Source organism: Streptomyces sp. NPDC047841, from assembly GCF_040704085.1.
GTDB lineage: Bacteria > Actinomycetota > Actinomycetes > Streptomycetales > Streptomycetaceae > Streptomyces > Streptomyces argyrophylli.
Map to the genome: position 1 here is coordinate 121,069 of NZ_JBEYRP010000004.1, position 17,381 is coordinate 138,449.

At 70.6% G+C, this 17,381-nt stretch carries 18 protein-coding genes; 9 read left to right on the forward strand and 9 right to left on the reverse strand.

Annotated elements, in window-relative coordinates:
• Positions 1 to 42: 42 nt before the first annotated feature.
• Entirely contained in the window at positions 43 to 1,404 is a 1,362-nt protein-coding gene (gene glnA / locus AB0947_RS07345) for a type I glutamate--ammonia ligase (RefSeq protein WP_030653337.1), read from the reverse strand.
• A 308-nt stretch (positions 1,405 to 1,712) separates the two neighbouring features.
• Between glnA and AB0947_RS07350 the strand changes: the two genes are divergently transcribed.
• A complete protein-coding gene (locus AB0947_RS07350; RefSeq protein ID WP_366749289.1) occupies positions 1,713 to 2,897 on the forward strand; it encodes a globin domain-containing protein in 1,185 nt (394 codons plus the stop codon).
• Positions 2,898 to 2,984: 87 nt separating this feature from the next.
• Here the strand turns inward: AB0947_RS07350 and AB0947_RS07355 are convergent, their stop codons facing one another.
• The gene (locus AB0947_RS07355) at positions 2,985 to 3,434 is read right to left on the reverse strand and encodes an Rrf2 family transcriptional regulator (protein ID WP_366749290.1); all 450 of its coding nucleotides are present in this window, start codon (positions 3,432 to 3,434) and stop codon (positions 2,985 to 2,987) included.
• A 136-nt stretch (positions 3,435 to 3,570) separates the two neighbouring features.
• Between AB0947_RS07355 and AB0947_RS07360 the strand changes: the two genes are divergently transcribed.
• The 3 genes from AB0947_RS07360 to AB0947_RS07370 all read left to right on the forward strand — a co-directional run bounded on the left by AB0947_RS07360 (position 3,571) and on the right by AB0947_RS07370 (position 7,037).
• Positions 3,571 to 4,254 (forward strand): DUF3105 domain-containing protein, encoded by a 684-nt coding sequence (locus AB0947_RS07360; protein WP_366749291.1) that lies wholly within the window; start codon positions 3,571 to 3,573, stop codon positions 4,252 to 4,254.
• Positions 4,251 to 4,883 carry a DUF305 domain-containing protein gene (locus tag AB0947_RS07365; protein WP_366749292.1) on the forward strand — a complete coding sequence of 211 codons (633 nt, stop codon included), beginning with the start codon at positions 4,251 to 4,253 and terminating at the stop codon, positions 4,881 to 4,883. The genes AB0947_RS07360 and AB0947_RS07365 overlap by 4 nt, the downstream gene beginning before the upstream one ends.
• A 210-nt stretch (positions 4,884 to 5,093) precedes the next feature.
• The gene (locus tag AB0947_RS07370; RefSeq protein ID WP_366749293.1) at positions 5,094 to 7,037 is read left to right on the forward strand and encodes a S53 family peptidase; all 1,944 of its coding nucleotides are present in this window, start codon (positions 5,094 to 5,096) and stop codon (positions 7,035 to 7,037) included.
• A gap of 71 nt (positions 7,038 to 7,108) precedes the next feature.
• Here the strand turns inward: AB0947_RS07370 and AB0947_RS07375 are convergent, their stop codons facing one another.
• The gene (locus tag AB0947_RS07375; protein WP_366749294.1) at positions 7,109 to 7,312 is read right to left on the reverse strand and encodes a DUF397 domain-containing protein; all 204 of its coding nucleotides are present in this window, start codon (positions 7,310 to 7,312) and stop codon (positions 7,109 to 7,111) included.
• Positions 7,284 to 8,147 (reverse strand): helix-turn-helix transcriptional regulator, encoded by an 864-nt coding sequence (locus tag AB0947_RS07380; RefSeq protein ID WP_366749295.1) that lies wholly within the window; start codon positions 8,145 to 8,147, stop codon positions 7,284 to 7,286. The genes AB0947_RS07375 and AB0947_RS07380 overlap by 29 nt, the downstream gene beginning before the upstream one ends.
• 114 nt (positions 8,148 to 8,261) lie before the next feature.
• Between AB0947_RS07380 and AB0947_RS07385 the strand changes: the two genes are divergently transcribed.
• The gene (locus AB0947_RS07385) at positions 8,262 to 8,483 is read left to right on the forward strand and encodes a hypothetical protein (RefSeq protein ID WP_366749296.1); all 222 of its coding nucleotides are present in this window, start codon (positions 8,262 to 8,264) and stop codon (positions 8,481 to 8,483) included.
• Positions 8,480 to 8,836, forward strand: a complete 357-nt coding sequence (locus AB0947_RS07390) for an ATP-binding protein (protein WP_366749297.1) — start codon at positions 8,480 to 8,482, stop codon at positions 8,834 to 8,836. The genes AB0947_RS07385 and AB0947_RS07390 overlap by 4 nt, the downstream gene beginning before the upstream one ends.
• Positions 8,837 to 8,870: 34 nt before the next feature.
• On the opposite strand, the gene AB0947_RS07395 is transcribed toward AB0947_RS07390, so the two are convergent.
• From AB0947_RS07395 to AB0947_RS07415, 5 genes are all read right to left on the reverse strand, one after another.
• Complete coding sequence (locus AB0947_RS07395) at positions 8,871 to 9,398, reverse strand: STM3941 family protein (protein WP_366749298.1); 528 nt, start codon at positions 9,396 to 9,398, stop codon at positions 8,871 to 8,873.
• Between the two features lie 96 nt (positions 9,399 to 9,494).
• Positions 9,495 to 10,715 (reverse strand): MFS transporter, encoded by a 1,221-nt coding sequence (locus AB0947_RS07400; protein ID WP_366749299.1) that lies wholly within the window; start codon positions 10,713 to 10,715, stop codon positions 9,495 to 9,497.
• Between the two features lie 95 nt (positions 10,716 to 10,810).
• Positions 10,811 to 11,860 carry an endonuclease/exonuclease/phosphatase family protein gene (locus AB0947_RS07405; protein ID WP_366749300.1) on the reverse strand — a complete coding sequence of 350 codons (1,050 nt, stop codon included), beginning with the start codon at positions 11,858 to 11,860 and terminating at the stop codon, positions 10,811 to 10,813.
• A 187-nt stretch (positions 11,861 to 12,047) separates the two neighbouring features.
• Complete coding sequence (locus AB0947_RS07410) at positions 12,048 to 12,677, reverse strand: TetR/AcrR family transcriptional regulator (protein WP_366749301.1); 630 nt, start codon at positions 12,675 to 12,677, stop codon at positions 12,048 to 12,050.
• 76 nt (positions 12,678 to 12,753) lie between these two features.
• Positions 12,754 to 14,340, reverse strand: a complete 1,587-nt coding sequence (locus tag AB0947_RS07415; protein ID WP_366749302.1) for an MFS transporter — start codon at positions 14,338 to 14,340, stop codon at positions 12,754 to 12,756.
• A gap of 180 nt (positions 14,341 to 14,520) precedes the next feature.
• Here AB0947_RS07415 and panB point away from each other — a divergent pair, with 180 nt between their 5' ends.
• From panB to AB0947_RS07430, 3 genes are all read left to right on the forward strand, one after another.
• A complete protein-coding gene (gene panB, locus AB0947_RS07420; RefSeq protein ID WP_171156881.1) occupies positions 14,521 to 15,399 on the forward strand; it encodes a 3-methyl-2-oxobutanoate hydroxymethyltransferase in 879 nt (292 codons plus the stop codon).
• A 133-nt stretch (positions 15,400 to 15,532) separates the two neighbouring features.
• A complete protein-coding gene (locus AB0947_RS07425; protein WP_366749303.1) occupies positions 15,533 to 16,558 on the forward strand; it encodes an ATP-binding cassette domain-containing protein in 1,026 nt (341 codons plus the stop codon).
• Entirely contained in the window at positions 16,555 to 17,376 is an 822-nt protein-coding gene (locus AB0947_RS07430) for an ABC transporter permease (RefSeq protein ID WP_366749304.1), read from the forward strand. The genes AB0947_RS07425 and AB0947_RS07430 overlap by 4 nt, the downstream gene beginning before the upstream one ends.
• The last annotated feature ends 5 nt before the right edge of the window (positions 17,377 to 17,381 follow it).

Sequence of the window (17,381 nt, forward strand, 5' to 3'; positions counted from 1 at the left end):
CCCCATCCGCCGAATCAGCGGGAACCCCGCTCTGACCTGCCCTTACAGCACCGGCAGGTTCTTCCGCAGCTCGAACGCCGTCACCTCGGACCGGTACTCCTCCCACTCCTGCCGCTTGTTGCGGAGGAAGAAGTCGAAGACGTGTTCGCCGAGGGTTTCGGCGACGAGGTCGCTGCCCTCCATGAGGGTCAGGGCCTCGCCGAGGTTCTGCGGGAGGGGCTCGATGCCCATGGCGCGGCGTTCGGCGTTGGACAGGGCCCAGACGTCGTCCTCGGCGCCCGGCGGGAGCTCGTAGCCCTCCTCGATGCCCTTCAGGCCGGCGGCGAGCAGGACGGCGTAGGCCAGGTACGGGTTGGCGCCGGAGTCGATGGAGCGGACCTCGACGCGGGCCGAGCCGGTCTTGCCGGGCTTGTACATCGGGACGCGGACCAGGGCGCTGCGGTTGTTGTGGCCCCAGCAGATGTAGGAGGGGGCCTCGCCGCCGGCGCCGGCGGTGCGCTCGGAGCCGCCCCAGATGCGCTTGTAGGAGTTCACCCACTGGTTGGTGACCGCGGAGATCTCCGCCGCGTGCCGCAGCAGGCCCGCGATGAAGGAGCGGCCGACCTTGGAGAGCTGGTACTCGGCGCCGGACTCGTAGAAGGCGTTGCGGTCGCCCTCGAAGAGGGACAGGTGGGTGTGCATGCCGGAGCCGGGGTGTTCGGAGAAGGGCTTCGGCATGAACGTCGCCTGCACGCCCTGCTCCAGCGCCACCTGCTTCATGACCAGCCGGAACGTCATGATGTTGTCGGCCGTGGAGAGCGCGTCGGCGTAGCGCAGGTCGATCTCCTGCTGGCCCGGCGCTCCCTCGTGGTGGGAGAACTCCACCGAGATGCCCATCGACTCCAGCATGGTGATCGCCTGGCGGCGGAAGTCCATGCCGACGTTGGTCGGGGTGTGGTCGAAGTAGCCCGAGTTGTCGGCGGGGGTGGGGCGGGAGCCGTCCAGCGGCCGGTCCTTCAGCAGGAAGAACTCGATCTCCGGGTGGGTGTAGAAGGTGAAGCCGAGGTCGGAGGTGCGGGCGAGGGCGCGCTTGAGGACGTACCGCGGGTCGGCGAAGGAGGGGGAGCCGTCCGGCATGAGGATGTCGCAGAACATGCGGGCCGTGCCGGGGGTCTCCGCGCGCCACGGCAGGACCTGGAAGGTGGACGGGTCCGGCTTGGCGATCATGTCGGACTCGTAGACCCGGGCGAAGCCCTCGATGGCGGAGCCGTCGAAGCCGATGCCCTCGTCGAAGGCCTGTTCCAGCTCGGCGGGGGCCACGGCGACGGACTTGAGGAAGCCCAGCACGTCCGTGAACCACAGGCGTACGAACCGGATGTCGCGCTCCTCCAAGGTCCGGAGCACGAACTCCTGCTGCTTGTCCATCTTCCGCTTCCCCATCCTTGCTGGTCAGGCCGCCTGTCCCCCGTATCACGGGAGGCGGTCGGGCACCTGAGCATCCCACCACAACACGGTTTCACGCGCGTTGCGGGCCTTGATCGCCCGGGCGTCCTCGCCCTGAACGCCTCCCGTACGGCAGGTGTAGTGCGCTCTCGACCCATCTTGCCTGCTCGGGCCGACATCCGTAATGGCCGGTCCGCTTCCCCCGTGACCGACACCACGCCCGTTAAATTTGCATCTCCGATGCAACTTTTCATAGCGTGTTGATCAGCCGAGTTCTCCGAGGGGTCCCGATGCTGACCGAGCAGTCCGCAACCACCGTCCGCGCCACCCTGCCCGCCGTCGGCGCGGCGATCGGCGAGATCACCGAGCGCTTCTACGCCCGCCTCTTCGACGCTCACCCCGACCTGCTGCGCAACCTCTTCAACCGTGGCAACCAGGCCGCCGGAACCCAGAAGCAGGCCCTCGCCGGGTCGATCGCCGCCTTCGCCACGCACCTGCTGGACCGCCCGGACCAGCGGCCGGACGCGATGCTCGGCCGCATCGCGCACAAGCACGCCTCCCTGGGCGTGGCCCCCGAACAGTACGACGTCGTCCACGAGCACCTCTTCGCCGCCATCGCCGAGGTCCTCGGCGAGGCCGTCACCCCCGAGGTGGCCGCCGCCTGGGACGAGGTGTACTGGCTGATGGCGAACGCCCTCATCGCGATCGAGAAGCGGCTGTACGAGGAGAGCGGCGGCCCCGGCCTGCGCGCCTGGCAGGTCGTCGAGCGCTTCGAGGAGACCCCGGACGTCGTCACCTTCCGGTTGCGCCCGGCGGACGGCGGCCCGGTGGCCGGCTTCCGCGCGGGACAGTACGTCTCCGTCGGCGTCACCCTGCCCGACGGCGCCCGGCAGATACGGCAGTACAGCCTGACCGGGGCGCCGGGCGAGACGGTGCGTCAGATCAGCGTCAAGCGCGTGCGGGGCGGGGCGACGCCGGACGGCGAGGTCTCGAACCACCTCCACGCGCGTGTGCGGCCCGGCGACGTCCTGGAGCTGTCCGAGCCGTACGGCGACCTCGTACCGGCCGGCGGCCCGGACACGCCCCTGCTGCTCGCCTCCGCGGGCATCGGCGTGACCCCGATGATCGCCATGCTGGCCGGCCTCGCCGCCGGCGGCCACCGCGCCCCGGTCACCGTCGTCCACGGCGACCGCTCCCCCGCCGACCACGCCCTGCGCGCCGACCACACGGCGTACACGGAGAAGCTGCCCGAGGCCGCCGCGCACTTCTTCTACGAGCGCGACGCCGAGCCCGGCACCCGCACCGGCCTGGTCGACCTGACCGGCATCGACGTCCACCCCGGCACGCGCGCGTACCTGTGCGGCCCCCTCCCCTTCATGCGCGCGATCCGCACCCAGCTGATCGAGAAGGGCGTCGCCCCGGCCGACATCCACTACGAGGTCTTCGGCCCCGACCTCTGGCTGGCCCAGGGCTGACCGCCCCGAAGGGGCGCGGGGAACCGCCGGCCCCGGCCCGCATCCATCTGGCGGCCGGCCCAGGCTGAGCATCCAGGAGACGCGCGTTCAGTCCGGCCCCGGCCGCCGGGAGATCCCCAGCAGCAAGGGCCCCGTCGGCCCGGTGACGAGGTCCCCGATCGTGACGGAGTCCAGCGCGGCGAAGAACGCCTCCTGGGCCCCCCGCAGAGCGCCCCGCAGGCGGCAGCCGGAGCGCAGGGGGCAGGCCGCCGTGCCCTGCGTCCCCTCGCAGTCCACCACGTCGCCCTCGCCCTCGAAGGTCCGCACGACCGCGCCCACCGACGCGGTGCGGCCCCGCTCCGTGAGCGCCAGCCCGCCGCCCCGCCCGCGCCGGGCGTCGACCAGGCCCAGGTGCTGGAGTTCGGCGACGACCTTCGCGGCGTGCGTGTAGGGCACGTCCATGTCGGCGGCGACCTGACGGGTCGTGGGCGTGGCGTCGGCGACCGCGAGTCGCATCAGGACGCGCAGGGCCAGGTCGGTGGAGCGCAGCAGCCGCATACCGCGAGCGTAGATAATGCGCATCCCCGCTTCAAATTTCCGGTTCCTGTGCCCTGCCCACGTCAAGCGCGGCCCCGCCGCATTACGATCAGCGGGCCCCACCGTCCACGTCCCCTTCCGCAGAAGGACACGCCTCATGGGTTCCGGCAAGAACAGCAGCACCGCGGCGCGCAAGGCGCGCATCGAGGAGATGCGGCGCGCGGACCGTGCCCGCGAGCGCCGCAACCGGGTGCTCACCATCGCCGCCAGCGCGGTGGTCGTCGTCGGTCTCGTCGTCGGCGGTGTGGTCCTGGTGAAGACGCAGAACGACTCCGGCAAGGACCAGGCCACGCCGAGCGGTGACGCCAAGGGCTCCGGGGACTCGGGGAAGTTCACCACCGGCGCGGACGGGGTGAAGACCTGGTCGGGCAAGCTGTCCCGGACGCACGTGACGACCAAGGTGTCGTACCCGATGCACCCACCGGTCGGCGGCAACCACAATCCGGTCTGGCTGAACTGCAACGGCGACGTCTACACCAAGGCGGTGCCCGAGGAGAACGCCGTGCACTCGCTGGAGCACGGCGCGGTCTGGGTGACGTACACCGGCAAGGCGGCCAAGGCCGACGTCGACGCGCTCGCGGCGAAGGTGAAGAAGACCCCGTACTCGCTGATGAGCCCGTACGAGAACCAGGACGCCCCGCTGATCCTGTCGGCGTGGGGCCACCAGGTCGCGGTGAAGAGCGCCAAGGACCCGGAAGTGGACAAGTTCTTCGCCACGTACGTGCAGGGGCAGCAGACGCCCGAGCCGGGCGCCTCGTGCACCGGCGGGGTCATGAAGTGAGGCGGCAGCACGTCGGCTGGGTCGCCGGAACCGCGGCGGCGGTGCTCGTCGCGGCCGGCGCGATCACCTACGCGGTCGCCGAGGAGACCGGCGGACCGAGTCCGAAGACGCCGAGCGCGGATTCGGCGGACGCCGGGTTCGCCCGGGACATGGCCGTCCACCACCAGCAGGCCGTCGAGATGTCGTACATCGTGCGCGACCGCACGAAGGACGAGGAGGTGCGGCGGCTCGCCTACGACATCGCGCAGACGCAGGCCAACCAGCGCGGCATGCTGCTGGGCTGGCTGGACCTGTGGAACCTGCCCAAGGTGTCAGCCGACCCGCCGATGACCTGGATGGGCATGGGCGGCATGGCCTCCGGCAAGGACGGCGCGCTGATGCCGGGGATGGCCACGAACACCGAGCTGAAGAAGCTCGGGTCGCTCAGCGGCAAACAGGCCGAGGTCTTCTACCTCCAGCTGATGACGGCCCATCACAAGGGCGGCATCCACATGGCCGAGGGCTGTGTCGCCAAGTGCACGGTCGGCGTGGAGAAGCGGCTCGCGCAGGGCATGGTCGACGCGCAGCAGTCGGAGATCGAGCTGATGGCCGGAATGCTCAAGGAACGGGGCGCGCAAGCCCGTTCGTAACACCGCCGTAAGGATGAAACGGTCAAACCGCCCTGCAGGGCGGTTACTTGAGCTTCTCTTGACTTTTACGTTCCCCTTGCATGAACGGTTCATCGCAAGAGTGGCCCCCATCGTGTGATCCACTCGTCGGCCGACACCGCCGCGGGCCGGCGCGCGCCTCCACGACGTGCCAACCACTACATGCATGCGAACCGCATCGCAGGGGGTTCTATGAGATCCAACCGCGCCACCGTGCGCGCCGGTGTGAGCATGGCAGCGACACTGCCCATGATCGCCGGTGCGCTGGCGCTGGGCATACCCGCGGCACACGCCGCGGACAGCCCCGCTCGTGACGTACTGAAGGGCACCAAGCCGCTGTGGGCCACGGCCAAGGCGGACAAGGGCGCGACCTCGGACAAGGCCCAGGTCAAGGCCCGCGTCTACCTGGCCGGCCGGGACGCGGCCGGACTCGCCGCCTACGCCAAGGCGGTGTCCGACCCCAGCTCGCCCCTGTACGGCAAGTACCTCAGCGCCAAGAAGGCGCAGGCCCGCTTCGGGGCCACCAAGGCCCAGGTGGCCGCCGTCACGTCCTGGCTGAAGTCGGCCGGCCTGACGGTCACCGCGGTCACCCCGCACTACGTCGCCGTCTCCGGTGACGTGGCCGCCGCCGAGAAGGCGTTCGGCACCCAGCTGCACAACTACGCCAAGGGCTCCAAGACCTACCGCGCCCCGGCGCGCACGGCCTCCGCCCCGTCCGCCCTGAAGGGCGCGGTCCTCACCGTCACCGGCCTGGACAACGCTCCGCACAAGGCGAACCACGACGACCAGCTGCCGCCCCCGGACGCGGTCTTCAAGAACGCGGGCCCCTTCTCGTCGTACTACGGCTCGAACGTCGCGACGACGCTCCCGGACGCCTACGGCCAGAAAATCCCGTACGCGATCAAGGGCTACACCGGCGAGCAGCTGCGCGCGGCGTACGGCGCCGGCACGTACACCGGCAAGAACGTCCGCGTCGCGATCACCGACGCGTACGCCTCCCCGACGATCGCCTACGACGCCGGCAAGTACGCCGTGAAGAACGGCGACGCGGCCTGGAAGACCGGCCAGCTGCACCAGGTGCTGCCGAAGAACTACACCAAGACCGACGAGTGCGGGGCCGCCGGCTGGTACGGCGAGGAGACCCTGGACGTCGAGGCGGTCCACGCGGTCGCACCGAACGCCGACGTCACCTACGTGGGCGCGGCCTCCTGCTACGACGACGACCTGCTGGACTCCCTCAGCAAGGTCGTCGACAGCCACCTGGCCGACATCGTCTCCAACTCCTGGGGCGACATCGAGGCCAACCAGACGCCGGACCTCGCCGCCGCCTACGACCAGGTCTTCCAGCTGGGCGCGGTCCAGGGCATCGGCTTCTACTTCTCGTCCGGTGACAACGGCGACGAGGTAGCCAACACCGGTGTGAAGCAGGTCGACACCCCGGCGAACTCCGCCTGGGTCACCGCGGTCGGCGGCACCTCGCTGGCCGTCGGCAAGGGCGACAAGTACCAGTGGGAGACCGGCTGGGGCACCGAGAAGGCGTCGCTGTCCCCCGACGGCAAGAGCTGGGTCGGCTTCCCCGGCGCGTTCACCTCGGGCGCGGGCGGCGGCACCAGCAAGACGGTGCCGCAGCCGTACTACCAGAAGGGCGTCGTCCCGAACGCGCTGGCCACGGCCAACAACGCCGCCGGCAACCGCGTCGTCCCGGACATCGCGGCCATCGCCGACCCGAACACCGGCTTCCTGGTCGGCCAGACCCAGACCTTCCCCGACGGCACCGAGCAGTACAGCGAGTACCGCATCGGCGGCACCTCGCTGGCCGCGCCGGTCATCGCGGCGGTCCAGGCCCTGGCCCAGGAGGCCCGCGGCGGCAAGCCCCTCGGCTTCGCCAACCCGGTGATCTACGCCAAGTACGGCAAGAAGGGCGTCTTCCACGACGTCACGGACAACCCGACGGGGTCGGGCCTGGCCGTGGCGCGCGTGGACTTCGCCAACGGCCTCGACGCCGCGGACGGTCTTCTCACGTCGGTCCGCAGCCTGGGCAAGGACAGCTCGCTGTCCGCGGTGAAGGGCTACGACGACGTGACGGGGGTCGGCTCGCCGGCCAACGGGTACGTGGAGTCTTTCCGGCAGCGGTAAGTCGCCGGGGTTGTCGTCCCGCTGACGGGGCGTGGGGTGCCGGGCACCTCACGCCCCGTTCGCGTCGCTGGTTACGCAGACTTCAGCGCGGCGACGAAGGGGGTCCAGGCGGCGGGGGCGAGGAGGAGGACGGGGCCGCCGGGGACTTTCGAGTCACGTACGGGGATGAGGGTGGGGATGTTGTGGGCTACTTCGACGCAGTCCCCGCCGCCCGCGTTGCTGTAGCTGCTCTTCACCCAGAGCGCGTCACTCAAGTCGATCCGCTTGCTTGCCATTTCGGTAATCCTCTGCCGCTGATTTGATCATGGCCAGGGACGCCTTCGGCGATAGTGCGACGGCCCTGAGCTGATCGTACGACCAGCGGTACTGCGCCACGAGGGTCGGATCATCGATGGTGTCACCGCTGTGTAGCGCCTCCGTGTAGAACAGTGGCGGGGCATCGGCAAAGGTCATGATCTTCGCCGGACCAGTCATGAGCGGATGCGCACCGACCTTCCGCAGGATGAGCTGCGGAGTGATCCGACGACGTTCAGCCAACTCCACGATGCGGTCGAGCTGCTCCGCCATCTCGGGCGGCGGCAGGATCGGGTCGGTGATCAGCGACTCGTGCAGGATCGCCCAGTACCCGGGGGTGCGGTGATCCAGATCGAAAAGCTCGGCACGGGCCATTCGGCCGCTGACCTTCTCCTCGACCTCCTCGTCGAGGGACAGCGGGAAGCCCGCCAAGATCACGGCTCGCGCATAGGCCGCAGTTTGAAGCAGCCCAGGAATGAGGATCGGGCACCACTCCTCGATGGTCAGGGCATACTTCTCGGCCTCCAAGACCTTCTCGAAGTACGCCGCATGCCCGCCCCTCTTGGCCATGCGCACATCCTCGCAACGGCGCTCGAAGAAGCCGTCGGTCCGGAGCACGCGATCCGCGTGGCGAGCCAGATCGATGGGCATCCTCCGCTCCCCGTGCTCGATGTCGCTGAGGTACGTCTTGCCGTAGAAGCTGCCCTCAAGGAACGCCTCCAACGACAGGCCGGCCGCCTCCCGCTTCCACCGCAACTCCTTGCCGTAGAAGGTCGGGACGCTCATCGAGCCGTCAATGTCCTTGCCCCGAGCCACCGCTCACTCTCCTCCGCTGCCCTGGTCGCGAACGCGAAACCTCTTCCACGGTAGCGAGCGTGGCGACAGTCTGTGAGGCGTTCGTCACACACCGCACAGAAGGTGCCGCCGCTCATGTCCGACCGCTCCCCCACCGCCTACGACGTCACCCTCTGCGTCGAGGAACTCCGCGCCGCGCTCGCCCTGCACGGCATCACGCTGCCCTCGCTCCGGGTCGACCTGCCGGGCTTCGCGGGTACGTACGACCCGCCCGCCGGACTCGTCACGCTCGGGAACTGCAACACGGCCACGGCGCGGGCGCTGGCCGCCGCGCTGAGGAAGGCGGCGGCGCAGTGACGACGTCACTGGAACTACACCTGCTGGCCACGGCGAAGGCGGCGCCGGAACTGCGCCACCACCTCCGTGGGCACGGCTTCGACGTCCGCCTGTGTGCGACGGAGCTGTTGACCAACGTCATCGACCACCTCGGCGAGGGAACACCGGTGACGGTCCGGGTCGGGGGTACGGCGGTGGGGCGTACGCGGATCGAGGTGACCGATCCCGACCCGCGCGCGTTGCCCGTCCTGCTGTCGGCCGCGGAGACGGCGGAGTCGGGGCGGGGGCTGGCGCTCGTGGACGCGCTGGCCGAGCGGTGGGGCGTGGACCAGGGGCCGGACCGGAAGACGGTGTGGTGCGAGCTGAGGAACTGAGGCAGGTGCCGCGGGGGCTCGCGGGGAGCGGGGCTCAGTGCTGGACCGGGAGTCCGGGGCAGTGGCGCCGCATCGCTTCCAGGACCGCTTCCGGCGGCACCGGCAAGGTGTTCGTGGCCATGTTGGCCGGGCCGAGGCCGAGCCGTGCGGTCGCGGGCGCGGTCCTGCGGACGAGCCTGGGCGCTCGCGCCAGGTAGGCATCCGGATCGTGCAGCACCAGCTCGATGAACCGCTGCGAGGTGGTGCGCACCCGCTGCTCCCGCATCCGCACGGCGGCTATCTCGTCCCAGCCGAACCGGCCCAGCCTCACGTGGTCCACGCCCGCGTCGTCCAGCACCAGCTCGGGTCGGTCACGGAACAGGCGCCGGATGAAGCTCACCGAGCAGGACCCGAAGAAGAGGACGGCCAGCGCCCCGGCCACAGTCATCTTCACGGTGCTGTGAGCGACCAGGAAGACGATGCCCAGGGCGACGAAGACCAGCGAACCGGCCAGCGTGGCCCACACACGTCCCTTGGCGAGCGGGAAGACCGTCGGGGGCAGCGGAGCCGCTTTTTCGACCACGGACCCAGACGATAGGACCAGAGCCCCGGCCGGCGGAACCCTTCGGGGTCCGTCGGCCGGGGCCGGCGCTGTCCGGGGATGCTCGCCTTCTTCGCGTCACCTCGGCAGCTCGGTCAGGTGCGGCTCCGGTACCCGGGACGCCACCACCCGCCCCACCGACGGAGTCTCCCGGCGGCGGTCCACCGCGTACGCCACGCTCGCCACGCCCAGGCCCAGGACGGCCAGGGCCGCTCCCGCGAGCGCCGGGGACGTCGCGCCGAAGCCGGCCGCCAGGGCGAGGCCGCCGATCCAGGCGCCGCCCGCGTTGGCCAGGTTGAACGCCGCCTGGTTGGCCGAGGAGGCGAGGGAGGGGGCCGCCGACGCCTTCTCCATCACCATCAGCTGGAGCGGGGATCCGGTGACGAACGCCGCCATGCCCAGCAGGGCGACCGCCAGGGCCGCGCTCCACTCCGCCCGCATCAGCAGGGGGAAGAGCGCCAGGACCGCGCCCAGGGACGCCAGGCCGCCGAAGAGGGTGGCGCGCAGGGAGTGGTCGGCGAGCCGGCCGCCGAGCAGGTTGCCCGCCGTGGCGCCGACGCCGAACAGGGCGAGGAGCAGGGTCACGCTGGAGTCGGCGTAGCCCGCCGCGTCCGTCAGCATCGGGGTGACGTAGCTGTAGGCCGAGAAGAGCGCGCCGAAGCCCGCCACCGTCGTACCGAGGGCCAGCCAGACCGGTACCGACTTCAGGGCCGCGAGTTCGCCGCGCAGGCCCGTCGACGTGGCCGCGTGGTTCCGGTCGTGCGGGATCAGCAGGGCCAGGGAGGCGATCGCGGCGATGCCGATCACGCTCACTCCCAGGAACGTCGCCCGCCAGCCCAGGTGCTGGCCCATCAGGGTGGCGACGGGGACGCCCGCGATGTTGGCGACGGTCAGGCCGAGGAACATCAGGGACACCGAGCGGGCCTTGCGCTCCGGTGGGACCATCGCCGTGGCGACGACCGCGCCGACGCCGAAGAAGGCGCCGTGCGGCAGGCCGCTGAGGAAGCGGGCGGCCAGCAGGGAGCCGTTGCCGGGGGCGAACGCCGACAGGGCGTTGCCCGCCACGAACAGGGCCATGAGGGAGATCAGGACCGTGCGGCGGGACATCCGCGCGGTCAGCGCGGCCAGCAGCGGGGCGCCGATGACGACGCCCAGCGCGTACGCCGAGACCAGGTGGCCGGCGGCGGGGATCGAGATGTGCAGGTCGTCCGCGACGTCGGGCAGGAGGCCCATCATCACGAACTCGGTCGTGCCGATGCCGAAGGCGCCCACGGCGAGGGCGAGCAGGGCCAGGGGCATGAGGGACCTTTCAGAGAGCGCGGTGCCGTACAGGTTCAGTCTCGCGATATGTTCCTGGGCGGAACAAATTCTCTCAGGTCCACTATTCCGGCAGGTTAAGCCCCTGTGTCGAGCTTCACACGGGCCGCTACGGGCAGGTGATCGCTGTTCGTGCGCGGCAGCGTCCAGCTCTTCTCCGGCTCCACGCCCTTCACCAGGATCTGGTCGATGCGGGCCATCGGGAACGACGCCGGCCAGCTGAACCCGAAGCCGCTGCCCGCCGCGCCCTGCGTGGAGCGCATCTGGGAGGTGACGCCGTTGAGGGCGCGGTCGTTCATGGTGCCGTTCAGGTCGCCGAGCAGCACGACCTGCTTCAGGGGCTCGTCGGAGATGGCCTCGCCGAGCGCGTCGGCGCTCTTGTCCCGCTGCCGGGCGGTGAACCCGGCCTCCATCTTCACCCGCACCGAGGGCAGGTGGGCGACGTAGACCGCGACCGGGCCCCTGGGCGTCGCCACGGTGGCGCGCATCGCCCGCTTCCAGCCGAGCTTGATGTCGACGGCGTGGACGCCGGTCATCGGGTACTTGCTCCACAGCCCGACCGTGCCGACGACCGCGTGGTACTTGTACGTCGACGCCAGCGCCTTCTCGTAGACGGGTACGGCGGAGGCGGGCAGCTCCTCCAGGGCCAGTATGTCGGCGCCGGACGCGGCCACGCCGGTGGCGGTCGCGGCCGGGTCGGGGTTGTCGGCGTTGACGTTGTGGGTGGCCACCGTGAGGTCGCCGCCGGTGCCGGACTTGTCGGTCAGCAGCCCGCCGAAGAGGTTCAGCCAGACGATCGCCGGGAGCAGGATCACGATCAGCGCGGTCAGCGACCGGCGGACCAGGGCGAGGACCAGCAGCACCGGGACGGCCAGGCCCAGCCAGGGCAGGAACGTCTCGGTGAGCGAGCCGAGGTTGCCCACCGCGTTCGGCATGTGGGCGTGCAGCAGCATCACCAGGGCGAGCAGCAGGGCCAGCACGGCGAGGACGACGCCGCGCCGCCAGACGCCCGGATCGTTCCGCCACCCGGTGAAGAGGCGGTGCGCCAGGCGTCGGAGCCGGGATCCCGGTCGCTCGGGCTCCGAGCCGTCGCCCACCGTCTCCGTCATGTACGCCTGCTGCGCCATACCGTCTGCCTCACTGCCTGCCGTGCACACCGTTCGCCCCCCGTGTTCTTCCGACCCTAGGGGATGATCGGCTCCGTTCCGCCGTCCCATGACGGCCGTACGGAAGACGAGGACGAACGAGCCGGGGCCGCGAGTTCCGGTGACCCCCGGGGTGCGCGGGATCTGTGACGAAACGCGCACATTAGTGCTACGGCACCGTGGACCTGACGGGGCGTAGGCCGTCCAGGACCGCGTCGACGATCTGCTCCGCCAGTCCCTCGGGCAGTTCGGCGTCGGGGCGCATGACGGAGCGGACGAGCATGGGGCCGACGAACATGTCGTTGGCCAGGTCCAGGTCGATCTCCGCGCGGATCTCGCCGTTCGCCTGCGCGCGGCGCAGCAGGTCCAGGGCGAGGTCGCGGCGGGGCGCTATGACGCTGGCGTGGTACGCCGCCCAGATCCGCGGGCTGCTCTTCATCTGCGCGTACACGTTGTGCAGGATCGCCGAGGAGCGGCTGACCAGGCCGCGCCGGCGCAGGGACTCCAGCAGCACGACGAGGTCGTCGCGCAGGGAGGTGCCGGGGAGTTCGGGGTCGGGGGGCTCGGCGGCGCGTACGACGTCGACGAACAGTTCCTCCTTGCCGCTCCAGCGGCGGTAGATGGTGGCCTTGCCGACCCCGGCGGTGCGGGCGACCCGCTCGATGGACAGCTCGGCGAGGGGCACGCCCTCCTCCAGGAGCTTCATCACGCCTTCCAGGATGGCGCGTTCCACCGCTTCGCTGCGCGGCCGGCCGCGCGCGGGTCCGTCCGGACGCGGTCGGCTCTCGGCAAGGCTCACGACGATCCGTCCTCTCACTGGGCTGCGGGGATTGTCCCGCAGCCCCCTCCTTCCCCCGTGGAACCCCGCGCGTGCCTCATTCCCCCGCGGCGACCAGCTCCGGCTCCTTGTCCTGCCGCCGGCCGGCGGGCGGCTTGCCCGGCAGGAACAGGAAGGTCACCACGGCGCCGACCAGCGCGACGCCCGTACCGCACAGGGCGGTGACGTGCATGGCGTGCAGGAACGCGTCGTTGGCGGGGGTGACCAGGGCCTGGCCCCGCGGGCCGAGCTTCTCGGCGACGCCGAGGGTGGCCTCGATGGACTCGCCGGCGGTGGCGCGCAGGCCGGGCGGCAGCAGGCCGAGCTTGTCCTCGATGCCGTTGCGGTACGAGGTGGCGAGCACCGAGCCGAGGACGGCGATGCCGAGGGCGCCGCCGACCTGGCGGAAGGTGTTGCTGAGCGCCGAGGCGGAGCCGGCCTTCTCGCGGGGCAGGGCCTGCATGATGACGACCGAGGTCGGGGTCATGATGTGCGCCATGCCGGTGCCCATGAGGAAGAACACGACCTCCAGCAGCCAGATCGGCGTGTCGGCCTGGAAGGTGGCGAACGCGGCCAGCGTCGCCGCGATCAGCACCAGACCGCCGGTGGTGGTGGCCTTGTTGCCGAACCGGTCGACCAGCAGCCGGGCCCGGGGCGCGAAGATCAGCTGGGCGGCGGCGAGCGGCAGCATCAGCACGCCGGACTCCAGCGGCGAGTAGCCGCGCACGCTCTGGGTGTAGAAGACGCCGAAGAACGTGACGCCCATCAGCGCGAAGAAGACCAGCGCGATGGCGCTCATGGCGGCCGAGAAGACCTTGTTGCGGAAGTAGGTGACGTCCAGCGACGGGTGGTCGCTGCGCTTCTCGAAGACGACGAAGGCGGCCAGGACGACGAGGCCGGCGACGATGGTGCCCAGCGCCTTGGCGTCGGTGAAGTCGGCCAGCTCGCCACCCTTGATGATGCCGTAGACGAGCAGCACGAGGCCGACGACGGACAGGACCACGCCGATGGGGTCGAGGCGGCCGGGCCGCGGGTCGCGGGAGTCGGGCACCAGCCAGGCCATCAGGACCAGCGCGACGATCACGATGGGCACGTTGACGAGGAAGACCGAGCCCCACCAGAAGTGGTCGAGGAGGGCGCCGCCGGTGATCGGGCCGATGGCGATGGCCAGGCCGACGCCGCCGGCCCAGATGCCGATGGCCTTGGGCTGTTCCTCGCGCTCGAAGACGTTCATGAGCACGGCGAGAGTGGCGGGCATGACGAAGGCGGCACCGAGGGCCATCACCGCCCGGTAGGCGATCAGCTGGCCGGGCGAGCCGGACTCGGCGGCGAGCGCGGAGCCGATGCCGAACACGAGGATGCCGCCGAGCAGCACCTTCTTGCGGCCGAGCCGGTCGCCGACGAGTCCGGCGGTGAACAGCAGGCCGGCGAAGACGAGGGTGTAGGCGTTGATCGCCCACTCGATCTGGCTCTGCGTGGCGCCGAGGCCGGTGGGCGCCGGGGTGGCGATGGTCTTGATGGCGACGTTCAGGATCGAGTTGTCGAGCACCACGATCAGCAGGCTGAGCATGAGCACGCCGAGGATCGCCCAACGGCGTCGGTGCACCGCTTCCGGTATTCGGGAGGCAGGGACGGGACTTGTCATGCGTCCGAGCCTACGATCATTCCGATACGGAACCGTCTCGTATCTTATTTCTTTACCAAGGCCTTACGCGGTTCGGCTCACACGGGGGTACCCCTGGCCCCGAATGGCACGAGGTGCCACCATGGAGTCGATCCGGGGACGCCGTCAGGGCGCCTCGAGATGACTGAAGGAGCCGTTGCCATGACGCAGCTTTCGGCTGCCCAGAACAAGCCCTCCGACGGCAGCAAGGCGCTGTACGGGGGCCTCTACGGAGGAAAGGGCACCCGCCGCATCACCGTCCGCGACATCGCCCTCGCCAAGGAGCGGGGCGAGAAGTGGCCCATGCTCACCGCGTACGACGCGATGACCGCGTCCGTCTTCGACGAGGCCGGCATCCCGGTCATCCTGGTCGGCGACTCGGCGGGCAACTGCCACCTCGGGTACGACACCACCGTCCCCGTCACCCTCGACGAGATGACCATGCTGTCCGCGGCCGTCGTACGCGGCACCACCCGCTCCCTGATCGTCGGCGACCTGCCCTTCGGCTCCTACCAGGAGGGCCCGGTGCAGGCGCTGCGCTCGGCGACCCGGCTGGTGAAGGAGGCCGGGGTCGGCGCGGTCAAGCTGGAGGGCGGCGAGCGGTCGCACGAGCAGATCCGGCTGCTGGTGGAGTCCGGCATCCCGGTCATGGCCCACATCGGGCTGACCCCGCAGTCCGTCAACGCGATGGGCTACCGGGTGCAGGGACGCGGCGAGGAGGCGGCACAGCAGCTGCTGCGCGACGCCAAGGCCGTGCAGGACGCGGGCGCGTTCGCGGTGGTGCTGGAGCTGGTCCCGGCGGAGCTGGCGGCCGAGGTGACGCGGGTGCTGCACATCCCGACCGTCGGCATCGGCGCGGGACCGGAGACGGACGCGCAGGTCCTGGTCTGGACGGACATGCTCGGGCTGACCTCCGGCCGGGTCCCGAAGTTCGTCAAGAAGTACGCGAACCTGCGTGAGGTCATGGGCGACGCGGTCAAGGCTTTCGCGGAGGACGTGGTCGGCGGGACGTTCCCGCTGGAGGAGCACTCCGTCCACTAGACCACTGCGGCACCACCGGGCAGCCCGCCGATCGTCCCCCGTCGGCGGGCTGCTGGCCGTCCGTCGGTCGACTGTCGGCGGGTGTCGGTCGGCTGTCGGTGGTTTGTCGGTGGGGGCTGGCACTGTCATCGGCATGACACGCATCGACGACAACCCCGTCGGCGGACGCTCCGCCGTGACCGTACGGGGACTGGTCAAGCACTACGGCGAGACCAAGGCGCTGGACGGTGTCGACCTGGACGTGCGCGAGGGCACCGTGATGGGTGTGCTCGGACCGAACGGCGCCGGCAAGACCACCCTCGTACGCATCCTGTCCACCCTCATCACCCCCGACGCCGGGCAGGCCACGGTGGCCGGCTACGACGTCGTACGGCAGCCCCGCCGGCTGCGCCGGGTCATCGGCCTCACCGGCCAGTACGCCTCCGTGGACGAGAAGCTCCCGGGCTGGGAGAACCTGTACCTGATCGGCCGGCTGCTGGACCTGTCCCGCAAGGACGCCCGCGCCCGCGCCGACGAGCTGCTGGAGCGGTTCTCGCTGACGGAGGCGGCCAGGCGGCCCGCGGGCACGTACTCCGGCGGCATGCGGCGGCGGCTGGACCTGGCCGCGTCCATGATCGGCCGGCCCGCCGTGCTGTACCTGGACGAGCCGACCACCGGCCTCGACCCGCGCACCCGCAACGAGGTGTGGGACGAGGTGAAGGCGATGGTCGGCGACGGCGTCACCGTGCTGCTCACCACCCAGTACATGGAGGAGGCCGAGCAGCTCGCGTCCGAACTGACCGTGGTGGACCGGGGCAAGGTCATCGCGAAGGGCGGGATCGAGGAGCTGAAGGCCCGCGTCGGCGGACGCACCCTGCGGGTGCGGCCGGTGGACCCGCTGGAACTGCGCCCGCTCGCCACGATGCTGGACGAGCTGGGCATCACCGGGCTCGCCACGACCACCGTGGACACCGACACCGGGACCCTGCTGGTGCCGATCCTCAGCGACGAGCAGCTGACGGCCGTCGTCGGCGCGGTCACCGCGCGCGGCATCACGGTCTCCTCCGTCACCACCGAACTGCCCAGCCTGGACGAGGTGTTCCTGTCGCTCACCGGCCACCGCGCCAGTGCCCCGCAGGACGCCACGCCCGCCGACGACCGTCAGGAGGTCGCCGTATGACCGCCGCCACCCTGTCCCCGGCCGCACCGAAGACCGACACGCCGATCCCGCTGCGCGCCCATCTGCGCCACACCGGCGCGCTGATCCGCCGGAACCTGCTGTGGATCCGCCAGGACCCGGAGTCGATGTTCGACGCGATCCTGTTCCCGGTCGTCTTCACCCTGCTGTTCGTGTACGTCTTCGGCGGCTCCATCGGGAAGTCCCTGGGCGGCGGGCAGGACCAGTACGTCCAGTACGTCGTCCCCGGCCTCATGGCCATGATGGGCATGAACATGGCCCAGGGCGTGGGCACCGGCTTCAACCAGGACTTCAACTCCGGTGTCATGGACCGCTTCCGGTCCCTGCCGATCGGACGCGGCTCCGTGCTCTTCGCGAAGATCGCGGTGGAGCTGATGCGGATGCTGTTCGCGACCCTGGTGCTGCTGGTGGTGGCCCTCCTCGTGGGCTACGACATCAACAGCTGGAGCGGTCTGCTGGCCTCCGTGGGACTGTCGGCGGTGTTCGGCTCGGCGCTGATGTGGGTGTTCCTGACCCTCGGCGTGGTGATGAAGAACGCGCAGTCGGTGCAGGCGATGGGCTTCCTGGTGCTGATGCCGCTCCAGTTCGGCTCGTCGATCTTCGCACCGACCTCCTCGATGCCGGGCTGGCTCCAGGCGTTCACCGACTACAACCCGCTGTCGTCGCTGGCCGACACCGCGCGCGGCCTGATGGAGGGCGGCCCGGTCGCGCACGACCTGTGGGTGACGCTGATCTGGTCGGTCGGCCTGACCGCGGTCATGGCCCCGGTCGCCATCCACAAGTTCCGCACGAAGAGCTGACGCCT